The organism is Streptosporangiales bacterium, assembly GCA_009379825.1.
Classification (GTDB): Bacteria; Actinomycetota; Actinomycetes; order Streptosporangiales; family WHST01; genus WHST01.
Window position 1 is genome coordinate 1 of sequence record WHTA01000048.1, and the last position, 15,834, is coordinate 15,834.

The following is a 15,834-nucleotide window of genomic DNA, read 5'->3' on the forward strand; positions in this document are numbered from 1 at the left end:
CACGTGATCGTCGACCACCACATACAGTGCTGTCAGGAGGGTGTTCAGTTCTTTGGTCACACATCGATCTTGAACACCCTCCGCCCCACGTCTCCGCAGCCGCGCCGACCACACCCTTCAAGGAATCACTCATCTAGCTGTTGGCCCGCCGATTCCCGGCGGCCTGGTGGATCGCGCTGCGGATCTCCGGGTAGCTGCCGCACCGGCAGATGTTGCCTTCCAGGTGCCTGGCGATCTCGTCGTCGCCCGGTTCCGTGTTGTCCGCGAGCAGCTCGTGCGTCATGAGCACGAAGCCGGGAATGCAGTAACCGCACTGCATGGCGCCCTGCTCGACGAAGCACGAGACGACGTCATCGTCGGTCGGTAGCCCGTCGGCTGTCGTGATGTCCGCGCCGTCGTAACGCACGGCGCGGGCCAGGCAGCTGCTCACGCTCGCGCCAGACACCAGCACCGTGCAGGCGCCGCAGGCGCCCACGCCGCAGCCCTCCCTGGTGCTCGTGCACCCGACCTGGTCACGCAGCACGTCGAGCAGCAGGTCGTCGTCGGCGACGACGACCCGGTGTGCGACCCCGTTGACGGTGAGCTCGATCGGCGTCACGCCGCACCTCCTTCAAGCGCGGTGAGCACGCGTTCCGGCGTCAGTGGCAACGTGGTGAGGCGGATGCCGGTCGCGTCGCGTACGGCATTCGCGATCGCCGGTGCGAGCGGGATGAGCGTCGTCTCGCCTACGCCCTTCGCGCCGTACGGGCCGGTGCGGTGCGGGCTCTCCACGATGATGGGCGTCAGCTGGTCGGGGACGTCGGTCATCGAAGGCAGCTGGTAGTCGAGCAGGTTGCCGTTGCGCACCTTGCCCTCGTCGATGACCAGCTCGTCGAACAGCGCCTGCCCGAGCCCCATCAGCGCGGCGCCGGTGAGCTGCTGCTCGACCAGCTTCGGGTTGATCGCGCGGCCGACGTCGCCGGCGATCGCGAGGTGTTCCACGTGGACGCGCCCGGTGCGGGTGTCGACAGTGAGTTGCGCGGCCGCGGCGCCGGCGAACCAGTGCTCGGTGATCCGCGGCGAGCGCCCGGTGGCCTTGTCGTACGGGACCCACTCGGTGACGAACCCCGCCTCCGTGGTGAGCGTCGTGCCGCGGGCGCCGAAGTGGCTCTCCACGAGTGCGTCCAACCGCGTGCTCTGTCCGGACTGCGGGCAGCTCAGCCCGTCGCCGGTGAGCTTGACGTCGGTCGCGGCCACGCCGAACGACGCCGCCGCGATGTCGGTGAGCCGGTCGCGCATAGCTTCCGCGGCACGGCGGACGGCGTTGCCGGTGTGGTAGGTCGACCTGCTGCCCGCGGTGATGGTGTCGTACGGCGTGACGTCGGTGTCCGCGCCGACCACCCGCACCTTGCCCTCGTCCAGGCAGAGCACCTCAGCGACGATCTGCGCCATGATCGTGTCGCTGCCCTGGCCCATGTCCACGGTGCTGATGAGCAACGTCGCCGAGCCGTCCTGGTTGAGCTGCAGCACGGCGTTGGAGATCGTCGGGGTGAGCACGGCCTTGATCCCCACGGCGACCCCGCGGCCGCGCAGGTAGCCGTCAGGTGCCGGTGGCAGGGGAGCGTCCCAGTCGAGCGTGGCGGTCACCGCGTCCAGGCAGCCGACGAAGTCGGCGCTGTGCATGGTGGTGCCGAGCACCGACTCGTCGCCTTCGCGCAGCAGGTTGCGGCGACGGAACGCCGCCGGGTCCTCGCCGCGCTGCCTGGCCAGCTCGTCCACGAGTGACTCGTGTGCCCAGGTGACCTGCGGTACCCCGAACCCGCGGTACGGGCCGGCCGACGGCTTGTTGGTGTAGATGCACCGGGACCTGACCAACGCGCTCTCCAGCCGGTACGGGCCGGTCGCGACCATGCCGGACTTGGCGGCGATCCGCGGGCCGATGTCCGCGTAGGCGCCGGTGTCGTAGCGTACGTCCGCTACTCCCGCGACGACCCGTCCGTCGTCGTCGGCGGCCATGCTCGCCGTCACGGCGACCCCGTGCCTGGTGGTCAGCACGAACGCTTCCTCGCGCGTCACGGCGATCCGCACCGCCTTGCGGTGCAGCCAGGCGAGCGTGGCGGCGAGCGGCTCGAGCCGGTCGTACATCTTCGCGCCGAACCCGCCGCCGAGCGGCGCCGTGGTGACCCGGACCCGGCCGAGCGGCAGGTCGAGCAGGTCGGAGATCGCCTGCCGTACGTACGACGGGGTCTGCGTGGTGGTGAGCAGGGTGAGCCGGTCACCCTCCGGCCATGCCGCCGTGTACGGCAGCTCGATCGGCACGTGCTGTGTCGGCGGGCACCAGAACTCGCCGTCCACCGTGGTCGCGGCGGCCGCGGCCTGCTCCTCGGCGTCGCCGTGGCGGAGCAGGAACTCGTAGTTGACGTTCGTCTCCCGCTTGCCGCTGAGATGCCGCAGGTCGGCGAAGACCGTGGATGGTCGCAGCTCGTCGTGCACGTACGCGCCGCCGCGGACGGCGTCGTCGACGTCGTGCACGGCCGGCAGGTCGCCGTACTCGACGGTGACGGTGGCTGCCGCCTGCCGTGCGGTCTTGCGGTCGTGGGCGAGTACGGCCACGACCGGCTCGCCGACGTACCGTACCCGGTCCACGGCCAGCGGCGGTTGGTCGGAGAACGCCGGGCCGCTGTGCAGGCGGTCACCGAACTCGGCGGCCAGGTCAGCTCCGGTCACCACCGCGACGACGCCGGGCACCCGCCGCGCCGGTTCAGCGTCGATCGCGGTGATCCGCGCGTGCGGACGGGTACTACGGTGGACGGCGACCTCGAGACACTTGGGCACCGGCAGATCGGCGGCGTAGAACAGCTCGCCACGCACCCGGGCACGTCCGTCGCTCCTCGGCCACCGCCCACCGACGGCCGTGGTCATCTCGCCACCTCCTGCCATGCCTGCCGGGTCGCGTCCGCGATGGCGACGAGGGCCAGCTTCCGCTTGTACGAAGCGCTGCCGCGCACGTCGACTGTCGGCCGGATCAGCGGCTGCGCCGCCTGCTCGGCCGCGTCGATCGCGTCGTCCACCGTGGCGCCTGTCGGCAGCTGGACGCTGACGAAGACGGGCACGTCGGCGACCGCGCCGAGGCCGAGCCGCAGCTCGCGCCGGTCCTCGGCGGGTGCGAGCGCGAGCGCCGCCACCGAGGCGCACGGCCAGTCGGCCTCCGCGAGGCTCGTGTACTTCGCGAACGCGGCGCCCGACCCAGGCGGCTGCCGCGGCAGTTCGACGCCGGCGACGAGCTCGCCGGGCGCGAGCGCCGTCGCATGCCGTCCAACGAAGAACTCGCGCGCGGCGACGCTCCTGCTGCCGGCCGCCGAGACGACGTCGATGCGTGCCTCGAGGACCAGCAGGCTGCCGAGCGTGTCGAGCCTGGGGTCGGCGTAGCCGATGCTGCCGCCGATCGTGGCGACGTTCCTGATCCTGGGGTGCGCCACCTCCGCGGCCGCCTTCGCCAGCAGTGGTGCGGCGTCGGCCACCTGCGGGTCGCGTTCCAGCCGCCGGATCGTGACCAGCGGACCGAGCCGGAGGCCGTCCGCCGTGACGGAGAGGTCGTCGAGCCCGGCGACGCCGGAGAGGTCGACCAGGTCGGTGGGGGTGGGCAGTCCCTGGGTGGCGAACAGCGGGATCGCCGTGCCCCCTGCGTACACCGCCGGCCGTGCCGGCCCGCTGAGCAGCTGGCACGCCTCGTCCAGCGAACTCGGCCGGTAGAACGCCGCCATAGGTCGACCGCCTTTGATGACCGCTATGAAAGACTAGAAGTACTGTATAGAGGACATTAAGTGGTCGGCGCCGCAGGGTCAATGATGTCGACACTTGGTGGGCGAGCAGGCCGAGGAGGGTGAACATGGCCGACGTTCCCGCCGTGGCGGCCGCCGTCAAGGTGCTCGAACGCATTGCGGACGCATGGCCGCAGGCGGTGTCGTCCGGTGTGCTCATCAAGGAGCTCGGGCTCAACAGGAGCACCTGCTACAACATCCTCGGCACCCTGGAGCGCGCCGGCTGGGCGACGACCACGGGTGCGCGTTCCGGCTGGTCGCTCGGCCCGCGGCTGCTCGGCCTCACCGGCGTGCCCGCCGAGGCGGTGGCGGCGATCGTGCAGCGTGAGCTCGACGAGCTCAGCGCGCAGCTCGGCTTCGTGCTCTTCGTTGTACAGCAAACCGGCAACGGGGAGTACTCGGTCATCGCCAAGGCGGAACGCGGACAGGGGGTACGCGTCACGGTGAGTGTCGGCGACACGTTCCCGTTCTCCGCGCCCGCGATCATGCAGGCGTTCCACGCCTGGACCGACCGCGACGAGTTCGCCCGCCTCGCCGAGCAGCACGGCATCGACAGGTTCACCCGCCGCACGAAGACGTCGCTCGACCAGGTGGCGCGGCAGCTCACCCGCGCGCGACAGCGCGGCTACGGCACCAGCATCCAGGAGTACGACCTGGCCCAGTCCGGCGTAGCTGCCCCCATCTTCGACCCCCGCGGCGAGGTCGCGCACGTCCTGTGCTCGCTAGCGTTCTCCTCCGAACTCGACGACACCAACGTCGACCAGACAGCCACCCTGGTCCGCGACTGCGCCGCCCGCATCACCAACCAAACCGGCGGCCACCCCCCGCAGTAACCCCGCCCGAGCGCGGAGCGCCCCGCCGAACCGGTTCGCCGGAGGGTCCCGCCGCGGCGGGCCGCGGTCAGGGCCACCGGGCTTGGCCACCCGGGTTCGCTGCCCGCACCCGCACCCCGCGGCCGGCGGTCCGCACCCCCAACCGCCTGCGGCTACCGGTGGCCGCCGCCCCCACGAGGCACTGTGCCTGCGCGGCCCCCCGCGGCCTGGGGCCGGCATCTGCGGTCACCGCCGACGCGCAACCGTGGTCGAGGCGTGGCCGCCGCCCAGGGCTACCCGTGGTGGTCGTCCCAGGGTGCGCCGGTCCGGGCCACTCCTGTCGTGGTGGTCGTCCCAGGGCGCGCCGGTCCGGGCCACTCCTGTCGTGGTGGTCGTCCCAGGGCGCGCCGGTCCGGGCCACTCCTGTCGTGGTGGTCGTCCCAGGGCGCGCCGGTCCGGGCCACTCCTGTCGTGGTGGTCGCCCCAGGGCACCGGTCCGGGCCACTCCTGTCGTGGTGGTCGCCCCAGGGCACCGGTCCGGCCGCCCCGCCCGCGGCCGTCGGCCAGGGCACCGGTCCGGGCCATCCCGCCGGCGGCCACGAACGCCGGCGCGCGCACCACTGCCAGCCGCGCCGTCGACCACACCTGCGGTCGGCGGGTGGACACGAAACGGGGGCGGGGGTGCCCGTGCGTGTGCATGTCTTGTTTCGCGCGAGGTGGTCACATACTATCCAGTCAGTATGGTTGCTCTCGAGCGCGACGACGCCACCGCTGTCGACACTCCCGATGGGTTCGGGGGACAGCGGGTGGGGTCGCGCGGGAAGAAGGCGGAGCAGCGCAAGGCGAGCGTCGAGCGGCTGATGACGCTGGCGCGCAAGCACTTCATCGAGCGTGGTTACGACGCCACCACCGTGGACCAGATCGCTGCGGGCGCCGGCATGAGCAAGGGCGCCGTGTACTTCTACTTCAAGAGCAAGGCGAACCTGCTGCTCGCCCTCATCGACGAGGCGGAGCAGCTGACCGTCGAGCCCGCCGTCGAGGCGGTACGGGGTGCCAGGGGGTCCGCGCGCGACCAGCTGGTGGCGTTCCTGCACGCGCAGTCCGTCGCGGGTCAGGAGCACGCCGACCGGATGATGCTGGTCATCCTGATGTCGATCGAGCTGCACGGCCGTGACGGCCCGGTGGAGGAACGCCTGATCGCCGTCAACGAGTCGATGAAGAAGCTGCTCAGCGGTGTGGTGACCGCGGGCAAGCGGCAGGGGGTATTCACCAAGAAGGTGCCGGCGAAGGAGCTCGTCAGCATCATCATGGCGGTCAACCAGGGCTGTTTCCTCGAGTGGTACAGGAACGGCGATCAGCTCGACGGACATCAGCTCGTACGCGCGCTCAGGACCACGGTCCTGCAGGGCGTCCTGGTCGATGCCGGGCACGGCGGCAGTGGAGGCGATGAGTGATGACACAGGTGATGGACCGCGCCGACGACGCGAGGGAGCGGGCGCTGCGGCAGCGGGTCAAGGCCGGCTACCAGCTCGAGGACCCGAGTGAGATGACGCCCAGGTACCGCGACGTGCTGGTGAATACCATGCACATCGCCGCGGACCTCGAGGTCGTCACCCTGCCGACGTACTCGCCCGCGATCAGGACCTCGCCCACGCTCGACGACAAGATCGCCATCGCGTCGGCCTGCCAGGACGAGCTCGGCCACGCCCAGGTGATGTACCGGCTGCTCGAGGAGTTCGGGTACGACACGCAGAGCTTCCTGTTCGAGCGCGACCCGCAGGAGTGGCGCACGTTCCAGATGCTGGAGTTCCCGCACGAGGACTACATCGAGTCGGTCGTCTCCATGTGCTACGGCGACCGCGCCGGCTACATCACGACCGTCGACCTGGAGGAGAACTGCTCGTTCGCGCCGTTCGCGCGCTCGCTGCGGAAGGTGAACTTCGAGGAGACGTTCCACATCGGGCACGGCGAGCGCTGGGTGCGGTTTTTCTGGAACCTCAACGAGAAGTCGCGCAAGCGGGTGCAGCAGGCGGTGGAGTTCTACTTCCCGCTCTGTGCCGCCTGGTTCGGCGTCCCCGACGAGATGAAGAAGCGCACCGACCAGCTGGCGTACAAGATCCGTGGCGCGTCGAACGACGAGATGCGGCAGAAGTGGCTGTCGCAGGTGGTGCCGTTCAGCGAGTCGCTCGGCATCCGGGTGCCCGCGCACTACGACGAGGAGAGCGGCAAGTTCGTCCTCGACTACGAGCCACCGATCTACCTGGACGAGAAGACCCGCACCTGGGACTACGACAGGCAGATCACCTGGGAAGAGCAGTTCAAGATCTGGAAGAAGGGCAGCAGGCACAAGGTGCCGTCCATCACCAGACTGCACCACGAGGTGTACGGCGAGGACCTGTGGTGATCACGCCATGACCACACAGGCGGAAGTCGTCGAGGCGCTCGAGGACGTGCACGACCCGCACGTCCCCGTGAGCTTGCGCAGCATGGGCATGCTCGCCGGCGTGGAGGTGAGCGGTGAGCACGTGCAGGTGGAGGTGTGCATCCCTTGTATGGCTTGCCCGGCGTCGGAGTTCATCACCGAGCAGGTACGGGAGCGGGTGCTCGCGCTCGACGGTGTGACGTCGGTCGACGTGACTCCCGGGTTCCACCTGTACTGGGACCGCGAGTCGGTCGATCCGAAGGCGCGTGAGCTGTTACGAACCGCCGGCATCCAGCTCTGAGTGGAGGAAGCATGAGCGAACCGGCTGCGGTGCGGAAGACGTTCGACCCGGAGCGCGAACGCGGCGGGCTGACGCCCCGCTACTACGAGGTCTTCGCGCGGAAGAGCTCCGACGACCACCTCGCCCACGTGGGTTCTGTGGAGGCGCCCAACGACGATCTCGCGCAGGTGCGCGCCTGGTACATCTACGACCAGCACTCCTGGAAGGAGATGTGCGTGGTGCCCACCGAGGCGATCATCCCCGTCAGAATCGGCAAACACTCGACCCGGATCAAGATGGCCTGACATGAAACCTTCCCTCGACGGTGTCGACGCGATGACACGAACGTTGCTCCAGGACGAGTTGCTGTGTCTGGCGGACACCAAGCTGGTGCTTGGCAACTGGTTCGCCGAATGCGTGATGAACGGCAAGTCGCTGCCCGACTTCGCGGCCATGCTCGGCATGTGCACCGCGTCGTACGGCCAGACCCGCGCGATCTACCACTACCTCGACACCCTGGACCACTCGTACGGCCATCTCGAACGCGGCCGCGGCCCGGGCGAGATCAGGTCGATGGACCTGCTGGACGCGCCACCGCAGAACTGGCAGGACTTCATCGTCTCCATCTGGCTGGCCGAGCAGGCGACCTGGTCGATGGCGTCGGGTTTCCTGCACAACAGGGACAGGACCGTAGCCGGCGTCGCACGCAAGATCGGTGAGGAGGCGTACTTCCATCTGAAGTACGCGGTCGGCTGGTTGCGCCTGATAGAGGCGTCCGACGTCGAGAGCGAACGCGCACGCGAGTCGCTGCGGCAGCGCTACCCGCTCGCGCTGCGTTGGTTCGGCCCATACACCGAGGACGATCTCCACACCGCCGGCCTTCGTGACGACCCGCTGGTCGACGTCAAGGCCGGCTTCGTGCACGAGGTGAACGACGTCACCAGCTCGCTCGGGGTCTCGACCGACGACCTGCCCGCTGCGTCGTTCGCGCCCGACTGGCGCACGGACGCACGCCGCACCGGTGAGCTGCCTGCCGGCCTGTTCGAGGTGATCAGGTTCAAGGACGAGGAGCTCGCCCGATGACGGGGCCGACGCGCGACGGAGGGTCCAGGCGGCCACCGGACAGCGAGCTCTTCCCCGTCGATCCCGACTTCGCCGACGTCGTGTGCCCGGACTGTGCCGGTCACGACATCGAGGTCGCGTCGTTGTTCGGCAGCACGACCTCGGAGGTGCTGTTCCGGTGCATCTCCTGCCACTCGCTCTTCAACTGGGTGAAGTGGCGTCACCAGCTACCACCTGTCCCAGCGCGCCGTGCCGGCGCAACCGCATGATGGAGGTTACGTGACCTACGACGAGTACGAGTTCCTCGAGATCAGCCGCCGCGAGCGGGTGTTGACCATCGCGCTCAACCGGCCGGAGAAGCTCAACGCGATCAACGGCGGGCTGCACGAGGAACTGTCCCGGGTGTTCGACGACCTGAACAGGGACAGGGACATCGACGTGGCGATCCTGACCGGCGCCGGCCGTGCGTTCTGCGCCGGCGGCGACGCCGACTGGCTGGACACCCTCATCGAGGACCCGCTCGGCTGGGAGCAGCTGAGCGAGGAGAACCGCCGCACGATGATGGGCATCCTGGAGTGCCGGCAGCCGATCATCGCGAAGCTGAACGGCACCGCAGCCGGGCTCGGTGCGACCCTTGCGCTGTTCTGCGACGTGGTCATCGCGTCCGACAAGGCGAAGATCGGTGACCCCCACGTAAAGGTCGGGCTGGTCGCGGGCGACGGCGGCAGCGCGATCTGGCCGTACCTCATCGGCTACGCCCGCGCCCGCGAGTTCCTCTACACCGGCGAGCTCCTCACGGCGCAGCGGGCGGCGGACATCGGCCTGATCAACAGGTGTGTGCCCGCAGACGAGCTCGACGCCGAGGTGGACGCATTCGCGGACCAGCTCGCGAACGGTGCGATCCGCGCGATCCAGTGGACGAAGCAGGCGGTGAACGCGCCGCTGCGGGAGATCGTGGCGCAGAACCTCGAGCTCTCCCTCGCGCTGGAAGCCAAGTCGAACCTCACGGTCGACCACCAAGAGGGCATCAACGCCCTGCGGGAGAAGCGGCCGGCGAAGTTCGTCGGACGGTAAGCCCGGGAGGAGGACGCAGGTGTCCAACTGGATCTATGAGTTCGAGAACCAGGTGCACCACCGTGGCCGTGCCGTCGCGATCGTGCACGACGGCCGGTCCTTCACCTACGACGAGCTGAACCGGTCGGCGTCGAGCTTCGCGCACTGGCTGCGCGAGATCGGAGCCGGCCGGGTTGCCACCTACCTGACGAACTGCTACGAGTTCTACGTCGTGCAGTTCGGCACGGTGAAAGCCGGCGCGGTCAGCGTCGCGACGAACTACATGTTCGGCGAGGAGACGCTGCGTTACGTATTGCAGGACTCCTCGGCGGACGTCCTCGTGGTGGCGGAGAAGGACCTGGCCGAGGCCAAGTCGGCGGCCGCCGGCACGAACGTGCGCTACCTGGTCACCCTCGACGGCCCAGGGAACGACCAGGTGACGTCGCTGCGGCAGGTGCTCACCGACTACCCTGAGCACATCGTGTCGATGCCGAAGGACGACGGCGACCTGTTCAACGTCACCTACACGAGCGGCACGACCGGCACGCCAAAGGGCGTGATGAAGACGCACCGCAACATCGGCGCGCACGTGTCGAACCTCGTACATGCGTGGAAGCTGACACCGGAGAGCCGGTGGCTGTGTGCGGGCCCCGTGTACCACACGTCCGGTCTGGAGTCCTCGTCGTTGCCGGTGCTCGCCGCCGGTGGTTCCGTGATCTCGCTGCGGTGGAAGCCGGACGCGTTCTTCGAGCACGTCGACAGGTACCGGCCGGACGCCGCGTACATCGCGGGCGCGATGATCGTGGACATCGCCGACTACGAGCATCCGGAGCGGTACGACCTCTCCAGCCTGCGGTTCGTCATCGCCGGCGGTGCACCGATGCCCGCCCGCGCCTACCAGAAGATCCTCGACCGTTATGAGTTCACCGTGTGCGAGCGGCTGGGCATGACCGAGGCTGGGATCATCTTCGTCGACCGGGTCGGGCGGCCGGGGTCGTACGAGCCGCGCGACGAGCTGCCGGGTCATCGGATCGGCTCGTGTGGCAGCCCGTTGTACAACCAGACCCAGTTCAGGCTCGTCGACCCGGTGACCAATGACGTCAGGTCGGTCGGTGAGGGCGAGCTGCAGGTGCGCGGTGACTCGGTCTTCGCCGGTTACCTGAACATGCCGGAGCGCACGAAGCAGTCGTTCACCGACGACGGCTGGTTCATCAGCGGCGACATCGTACGGATCGAGGACGACCACGTCTGGCACCTCGGCAGGCGCGACGAGATCATCATCAGCGGCGGCGAGAACGTCAGCCCCCGTTCGGTGGAGAAGGTCGTCGAGTCGCACCCGGCCGTGGTCGAGGCGGTCGCCTTCCCGCTTCCGCACGAGCGTTGGGGCCAGGAGGTGTGCGTGGCCGTCGTCCTGCAACCGGACGCCACGGTCACTGCCGACGAGCTGCTCGACTTCTGCAAGACCGGCGGTGGGCTGGCCAAGTACGAGGTGCCGAAGCAGGTGTTCATCACCGACGACCTGCCGAGGACACCGACACAGTCGGTGCCCAGGGCGAAGCTGACGCAGCGGTACGCCACCGCGACGAAGGAGCCGGCATGATCGACGTCCGCAGCTTGCGGTCGACCATCGAAGGACTGGCCGCCGCCGGGCGACTCGTACGCACCGACGTGCCCGTAGATCCCGACGTCCAGTTCGCGGCCGTGCAGAAGCGCATGGACGGCGGCCCGCCGGTCCTGTTCGAACAGGTCAAGGGGTACGACCACGCCAGGTTCGTGATGAACCTGTTCGCACAGCAGGAGACCATCGACCTGCTGTTCGGTTTCGACGGCGCCACCGTTCGTACAAGCCGGATCGCGGAGGCGATCCGCAAGCCGCTCGCGCCGCGCACGGTGTCCAGGGACGAGGCGCCCGTCCAGCAGGTGGTGCACACAGAGGATCTCAGGCCGGCCGAGTACGTCGTGCCGATCCGGCACACCGAGCAGGAGGAGGAAGCCACCTTCGGCAGTGGCGTCACGCTCCTGTCCGGCCGGTTCTTCGGCGGCGGCAACCACATCGGCTACAACCGGCAGAACTTCCGCTGGGGCGACACCGGCACCTTCCAGATCGCGCCAGGCAGCCACATGTGGATGGCATCGGCGGAGTTCTACGGCAAGGAACGGCTGCCGCTCACCATCAACTTCGGCCTGCCGCCCGCCGTGACGTTGGCCGCAGGAGCCGGTTTCGACTACGTGGTGCTGCCGTACGGCAGCGACGAGCTCGGCGTGGCCGGCGCACTGCAGGGCGCTCCCGTCGACCTGGTGCCGGCCGTCTCTGTGCCTGACGCGTTCGCCGTGGCGAACGCCGAGTACGTGATCGAGGGCTACCTGGACCCGACCGACCGTAGATACGAGACCGAGCGGTCGGAGGAGACCAACCAGCAGGGCGAGCATCCGTTCCACCCGGAGTGGGCCGGCTATATGGGCAAGGCGTACCGCGCGCCGACCTTCCAGATCACTGCCATCACGCACCGCCAGCTGACCGACCGGCCGATGATCCAGCCGATGATCGTGCACGGCTCGGAGGAGAACAACATCCAGACGAGCGTCCGGACGGCTGCGCTGTACGAGCTGGGCAACCGGATCATGCCTGGACTGGTTGCCGACGTGCACATCCCGTTCGCGATGACCGACTGGGGCGGTGCGATCTTCCAGATCGACAAGAGGAGCAAGGTCGACGAGGGCTACCAGCGCAACGTGCTGGTGTCCGCGCTGGCCAGCTCGCGCGGCATGCGCATCGCCATCGCCGTAGACAAGGACATCGACATCTACAGCACCGACGACGTGCTGTGGGCGTTGACCACCCGGGTCGACCCGAACGACGACATGATCGTGCCCGTGCCGGGTGGCGCCGGCCAGGCGTTCCAGCCGAGCGAGCGGTCCTCGGCCGGCCGCGGCGGCTCGGGCACCGCGTTCGAAGGCGGTCTCGCCATCGACGCGACGATCCCGTACGGGACGGCGGACCAGTTCGACCGGCCGAGGTACGCGGTCGACCAGATCGACCTGTCGCACTGGTTCACCGACGACGTGGTGCGGAAGGTCGAAGAAGAGCAGCGGGGGTGGCTGAAGCTGCTAGCCCAGTCCGGGCAGTAGTGACCTACAAGACCGGTCCTACGCAGGAGCGACGATGACAGAGACGTTCTCGCGGCTTGCGGAGTCAGGAACCGCGTACTCGTCCGAGTGGTACGAGTGGCGAGACCCGGAGATTCCTGCTCAGCTGAGCCCTACCTGGTACTTGCTCGACAAGCACCTGGAGACCGATCGCGCCGACAAGGCGGCCCTGGTCGCCGACGGTGTGCCGTACACCTACCGGGAGCTGGCCGCTCTCGTCGAGCGGGTGACAGCGGGGCTCGCCGAGCTCGGTGTGGCACCCGGCTGCCGGCTGCTCATGGTCGGCACCGACAGCGTGGAGTACGTCGCGCTGTGGCTCGCCTGCGTGCGCGCCGGCGTGATCCCCGTGGTCGTGTCCGACCAGGTGAAGCCAGGGCAGCTCGCGTACTACCTGCTGGACGTGGAACCGGCGGTGCTGTACGTCGACGCGGCACACCTGACGAAGCTCGGTGAGGCAGTGGGCGAGGTCGGCCACGCGCCACCTACGGTCGTCGTCCGCGGCGACGCCACCGCGGCCGGCAGCGAGCTTGCGGCCGCAAGGGTCGAGCCGATGCAGCGGCTGACCGACTGTGCGGCGCAGCCACCGGCGCCGGTGTCACTGCACGCCAACGACATCGCGTACATGCTGTACTCGGGCAGCACCACCGGACCGGCGAAGGGCGTCACCCACTTGGCGCACGACTTCCTGCTCGTCCCCGAGCGCCAGGGGGCGTACTGGGAGTACACCGAGTCGGACGTGGTGCATGCGACGTCGAAGAAGTTCTTCACGCACGGGCTGTGGCCAGGTGTGCTGATCCCGCTGTACTGGGGGAGCACGGCGGTGGTCAGCAGCGACGTGCCGAGCGGTGAGTCGGTCGTCGAGATCGTGGAGAAGCACCGGCCGACCAAGCTGATCACCGTGCCGACGACGGTCAAGGCGATCCTGCGCTACGCGGACGAGTCGGGGCGCCGGCCGGACTTCTCGAGTGTCGGTCTGGTGGTCACTGCCTCCGAGCAGGTGCCGACCGAGATCGCCGTACGCTTCGACGAGCTGTTCGGCCTGGAGCTGATGGACTCGATCGGTTCGTCCGAGGTCACCTACGAGTGGATCGCCAACAGGCAGCGCGACTACCGGCGCGGCACGCTCGGCCGGCCGGTCTTCGGTTACGAGATCAAGCTGGTCGGCGCCGACGGCGACGAGGTGACCGAGGCCGGTGTGGAAGGGGAGGCATGGGTGCGCAGCAACACCGCCTGTCTCTTCTACTGGCGGAAGTTCGACGCGTCGCGGAATACGTTCGTGGGCCCGTGGACTCGTACCGGCGACATGCTGAAGCTCACCGAGGACGGCTACTTCCAGTTCGTCGGCAGGCGGGACGACCTGTTCAAGGTGAGCGGCATGTGGGTGTCGCCGCTCGAGGTGGAGGGCGCGATCGCCACCAGCCCGGTGGTGCATGAGGTTGCGGTCGTCGGCGCACCGGACGACAACGGCCTCACGAAGCCCGTCGCGTTCGTCGTGTTGCGCGGCGGTGAGGATCCGACCGACGAGCTCGCCGACGACCTGCGGACCAGGGTGCGCAAGGTCGGCGGCTACAAGGTGCCGAGCGTCGTGAGGTTCGTGGATGCGCTACCGCGTACCCCGTTGATGAAGATCAACAGAAGGGCACTGCGCGAGCTCGACTCTTGACGGCGGTAGGCGACAAAAGTACTTTACAAAAGTCATATATCTCCTCGGTGCACGTCCCGCCGTAGTGTCGACACAAAGGAGCGCGATGGAGGACCTGAGGGCCTGGCTCGAGCACATGCGATCGCGCGACCTCGTGCGTGACGTACGCGGTGCGGATCCGCATCTCGAGGTCGGTGCGATCACGGACCTCAACGTCAAGCGCAACAAGCACGTCCTGCTCTTCGACGAGATAGCGGGCTACGACAAGGGATTCCGGATCCTGACCGGGTCCATGCTCGATGCGCAGCGGGTCAGTCATTCGCTCGGGTGTGCGACGGGTTCGGACGCGCAGGCGCTCGTCCGTGAGCTGCGGTCGCGGCTGCGGCACCCCCGGGCGACCGGCGTGGTCGACCGTGCGGTGGCGACGAAGGACGTCCCGCTCTTCGAGAACCAGCGCTCGGGCAGCGAGGTGGACCTCACCAAGCTACCCGCGCCGCTGTGGCACGAGCTGGACGGCGGCCGCTACCTGGGCACCTTCGACGCGGTGGTGACGCGGGACCCGGATACCGATTGGGTCAATGTCGGCACCTACCGGATGATGCTCTACGACTCGCGCCGGGTCTGCCTGTTCGTGAATGCCAGCCACCACGCCAGGCTGCACATGGAGAAGTACTGGAAACGCGGCGAGCGCGTGCCGGTAGCGGTCTCGCTCGGCCACCACCCGGCGCTGTCCGCACTCGGCGGCATGGAGCTACCGACGGGCATCTCCGAGTACGACGTCCTCGACGAGCTACGAGGTGACGTCAAGCTGGTGGAGGCGCCGGTGACCAAGTTGCCGGTGCCTGCCGGCAGCGAGCTCGTCATCGAGGGCTACCTCACCGAGGAGACCGTGGCGGAAGGCCCGTACGGCGAGTTCCTCGGCTACTACGCCGGCGGCATGATGCAGACGCCGACCATCGAGGTGGAGGGGCTCTACTACCGCAACGATCCGATCATCCTCGGCACGTGCGCGGGAATCCCGCCGTACGACTACTCCTACTTCCGTTGCCCGATGCGTTCGGCGATGATCTGGGACGCGCTCGAGGAGGCCGGCATACCCGGGGTGACAGGCGTCTGGTGCCACGAGGCCGGCTACACCCGCGCACTCAACGTCGTGTCCGTCGAGCAGGCGTACCTCGGTCACGCACAACAGGCCGGCATGGTCGCCTCGCAGGCTCGCGACGGGGCGTTCGGCGGCAAGTACACGATCGTCGTGGATTCCGACATCGACCCGAGCAACCTCGAAGAGGTGATGTGGGTCGTCTGTACCCGTACGGACCCGGCTGAGTCGATCGAGTTCGTGAAGCACTCGTGGGGCATGGCGCTCGACCCGATGGTCGTACGCGGCCCCGACGACGCTCTCAACGAGCTACCGATGTCGCGTGCGGTGATCACGGCATGCCAGCCGTTCAAGCGCCGCCAACGCGGTGAGTTCCCCGCCGTGGTCACCGTGCCCACGGCAGTGGCCGAGCAGGTGACGAGCAGATACCCCGAGGTGCTCGGGCAGAGCTGAGCATCGGCGCCCGATGAGTGTCGACGTCCCGTCGCGGACCTCTTGACGGGAGCACGTGATAAAA

General features: G+C 68.6%; 15 protein-coding genes. 12 read left to right on the forward strand and 3 right to left on the reverse strand.

The window, feature by feature from the left end; all coding sequences use genetic code 11:
* Nucleotides 1–133: 133 nt before the first annotated feature.
* From GEV07_20370 to GEV07_20380, 3 genes are read right to left on the reverse strand one after another with little or no spacing between them, the layout of a single operon-like run.
* Complete coding sequence (locus GEV07_20370; protein ID MQA04971.1) at nucleotides 134–598, reverse strand: 2Fe-2S iron-sulfur cluster binding domain-containing protein; 465 nt, start codon at nucleotides 596–598, stop codon at nucleotides 134–136.
* On the reverse strand, nucleotides 595–2,919 hold the full coding sequence (locus GEV07_20375; GenBank protein MQA04972.1) for a molybdopterin-dependent oxidoreductase: 2,325 nt from the start codon (nucleotides 2,917–2,919) through the stop codon (nucleotides 595–597). The genes GEV07_20370 and GEV07_20375 overlap by 4 nt, the downstream gene beginning before the upstream one ends.
* On the reverse strand, nucleotides 2,898–3,743 hold the full coding sequence (locus GEV07_20380) for a molybdopterin dehydrogenase (protein MQA04973.1): 846 nt from the start codon (nucleotides 3,741–3,743) through the stop codon (nucleotides 2,898–2,900). The genes GEV07_20375 and GEV07_20380 overlap by 22 nt, the downstream gene beginning before the upstream one ends.
* Before the next feature lie 125 nt (nucleotides 3,744–3,868).
* On the opposite strand from GEV07_20380, the gene GEV07_20385 reads away from it, so the two are divergent.
* The 12 genes from GEV07_20385 (at nucleotide 3,869) to GEV07_20440 (ending at nucleotide 15,770) form a co-directional block, all read left to right on the forward strand.
* Nucleotides 3,869–4,633, forward strand: coding sequence for a hypothetical protein (locus GEV07_20385; protein ID MQA04974.1), 765 nt, complete (start codon nucleotides 3,869–3,871; stop codon nucleotides 4,631–4,633).
* 719 nt (nucleotides 4,634–5,352) lie between these two features.
* Complete coding sequence (locus GEV07_20390; protein MQA04975.1) at nucleotides 5,353–6,066, forward strand: TetR family transcriptional regulator; 714 nt, start codon at nucleotides 5,353–5,355, stop codon at nucleotides 6,064–6,066.
* Nucleotides 6,066–7,016 carry a phenylacetic acid catabolic family protein gene (locus tag GEV07_20395; GenBank protein MQA04976.1) on the forward strand — a complete coding sequence of 317 codons (951 nt, stop codon included), beginning with the start codon at nucleotides 6,066–6,068 and terminating at the stop codon, nucleotides 7,014–7,016. The genes GEV07_20390 and GEV07_20395 overlap by 1 nt, the downstream gene beginning before the upstream one ends.
* Nucleotides 7,017–7,023: 7 nt before the next feature.
* A complete protein-coding gene (locus GEV07_20400) occupies nucleotides 7,024–7,335 on the forward strand; it encodes a DUF59 domain-containing protein (protein MQA04977.1) in 312 nt (103 codons plus the stop codon).
* Between the two features lie 11 nt (nucleotides 7,336–7,346).
* Entirely contained in the window at nucleotides 7,347–7,619 is a 273-nt protein-coding gene (locus GEV07_20405; GenBank protein MQA04978.1) for a phenylacetic acid degradation b, read from the forward strand.
* A 1-nt stretch (nucleotide 7,620) separates the two neighbouring features.
* The gene (locus GEV07_20410; GenBank protein ID MQA04979.1) at nucleotides 7,621–8,397 is read left to right on the forward strand and encodes a hypothetical protein; all 777 of its coding nucleotides are present in this window, start codon (nucleotides 7,621–7,623) and stop codon (nucleotides 8,395–8,397) included.
* Nucleotides 8,394–8,645: a hypothetical protein gene (locus tag GEV07_20415; GenBank protein ID MQA04980.1), complete on the forward strand. Its 252-nt coding sequence runs from the start codon at nucleotides 8,394–8,396 to the stop codon at nucleotides 8,643–8,645. Before GEV07_20410 ends, GEV07_20415 begins: the two co-directional genes overlap by 4 nt.
* A gap of 10 nt (nucleotides 8,646–8,655) precedes the next feature.
* Entirely contained in the window at nucleotides 8,656–9,450 is a 795-nt protein-coding gene (locus GEV07_20420) for an enoyl-CoA hydratase/isomerase family protein (GenBank protein ID MQA04981.1), read from the forward strand.
* A gap of 19 nt (nucleotides 9,451–9,469) precedes the next feature.
* Nucleotides 9,470–11,029 carry an AMP-binding protein gene (locus GEV07_20425; protein ID MQA04982.1) on the forward strand — a complete coding sequence of 520 codons (1,560 nt, stop codon included), beginning with the start codon at nucleotides 9,470–9,472 and terminating at the stop codon, nucleotides 11,027–11,029.
* Entirely contained in the window at nucleotides 11,026–12,558 is a 1,533-nt protein-coding gene (locus GEV07_20430; GenBank protein ID MQA04983.1) for a UbiD family decarboxylase, read from the forward strand. Before GEV07_20425 ends, GEV07_20430 begins: the two co-directional genes overlap by 4 nt.
* 34 nt (nucleotides 12,559–12,592) lie before the next feature.
* Nucleotides 12,593–14,239: an AMP-binding protein gene (locus tag GEV07_20435; protein ID MQA04984.1), complete on the forward strand. Its 1,647-nt coding sequence runs from the start codon at nucleotides 12,593–12,595 to the stop codon at nucleotides 14,237–14,239.
* An 85-nt stretch (nucleotides 14,240–14,324) separates the two neighbouring features.
* On the forward strand, nucleotides 14,325–15,770 hold the full coding sequence (locus GEV07_20440; GenBank protein ID MQA04985.1) for a UbiD family decarboxylase: 1,446 nt from the start codon (nucleotides 14,325–14,327) through the stop codon (nucleotides 15,768–15,770).
* The last annotated feature ends 64 nt before the right edge of the window (nucleotides 15,771–15,834 follow it).

What these genes read in the sequence shown, in the direction of transcription:
- GEV07_20380 (MQA04973.1), bottom strand. Translation starts at nt 3,743, where the DNA reads ATGGCGGCGTTCTACCGGCCGAGTTCGCTGGACGAGGCGTGCCAGCTG.
- GEV07_20405 (MQA04978.1), top strand. Translation starts at nt 7,347, where the DNA reads ATGAGCGAACCGGCTGCGGTGCGGAAGACGTTCGACCCGGAGCGCGAA.
- GEV07_20385 (MQA04974.1), top strand. Translation starts at nt 3,869, where the DNA reads ATGGCCGACGTTCCCGCCGTGGCGGCCGCCGTCAAGGTGCTCGAACGC.
- GEV07_20440 (MQA04985.1), top strand. Translation starts at nt 14,325, where the DNA reads ATGGAGGACCTGAGGGCCTGGCTCGAGCACATGCGATCGCGCGACCTC.
- GEV07_20415 (MQA04980.1), top strand. Translation starts at nt 8,394, where the DNA reads ATGACGGGGCCGACGCGCGACGGAGGGTCCAGGCGGCCACCGGACAGC.
- GEV07_20395 (MQA04976.1), top strand. Translation starts at nt 6,066, where the DNA reads ATGACACAGGTGATGGACCGCGCCGACGACGCGAGGGAGCGGGCGCTG.
- GEV07_20375 (MQA04972.1), bottom strand. Translation starts at nt 2,919, where the DNA reads ATGGCAGGAGGTGGCGAGATGACCACGGCCGTCGGTGGGCGGTGGCCG.
- GEV07_20430 (MQA04983.1), top strand. Translation starts at nt 11,026, where the DNA reads ATGATCGACGTCCGCAGCTTGCGGTCGACCATCGAAGGACTGGCCGCC.
- GEV07_20400 (MQA04977.1), top strand. Translation starts at nt 7,024, where the DNA reads ATGACCACACAGGCGGAAGTCGTCGAGGCGCTCGAGGACGTGCACGAC.
- GEV07_20410 (MQA04979.1), top strand. Translation starts at nt 7,621, where the DNA reads ATGAAACCTTCCCTCGACGGTGTCGACGCGATGACACGAACGTTGCTC.
- GEV07_20390 (MQA04975.1), top strand. Translation starts at nt 5,353, where the DNA reads ATGGTTGCTCTCGAGCGCGACGACGCCACCGCTGTCGACACTCCCGAT.
- GEV07_20435 (MQA04984.1), top strand. Translation starts at nt 12,593, where the DNA reads ATGACAGAGACGTTCTCGCGGCTTGCGGAGTCAGGAACCGCGTACTCG.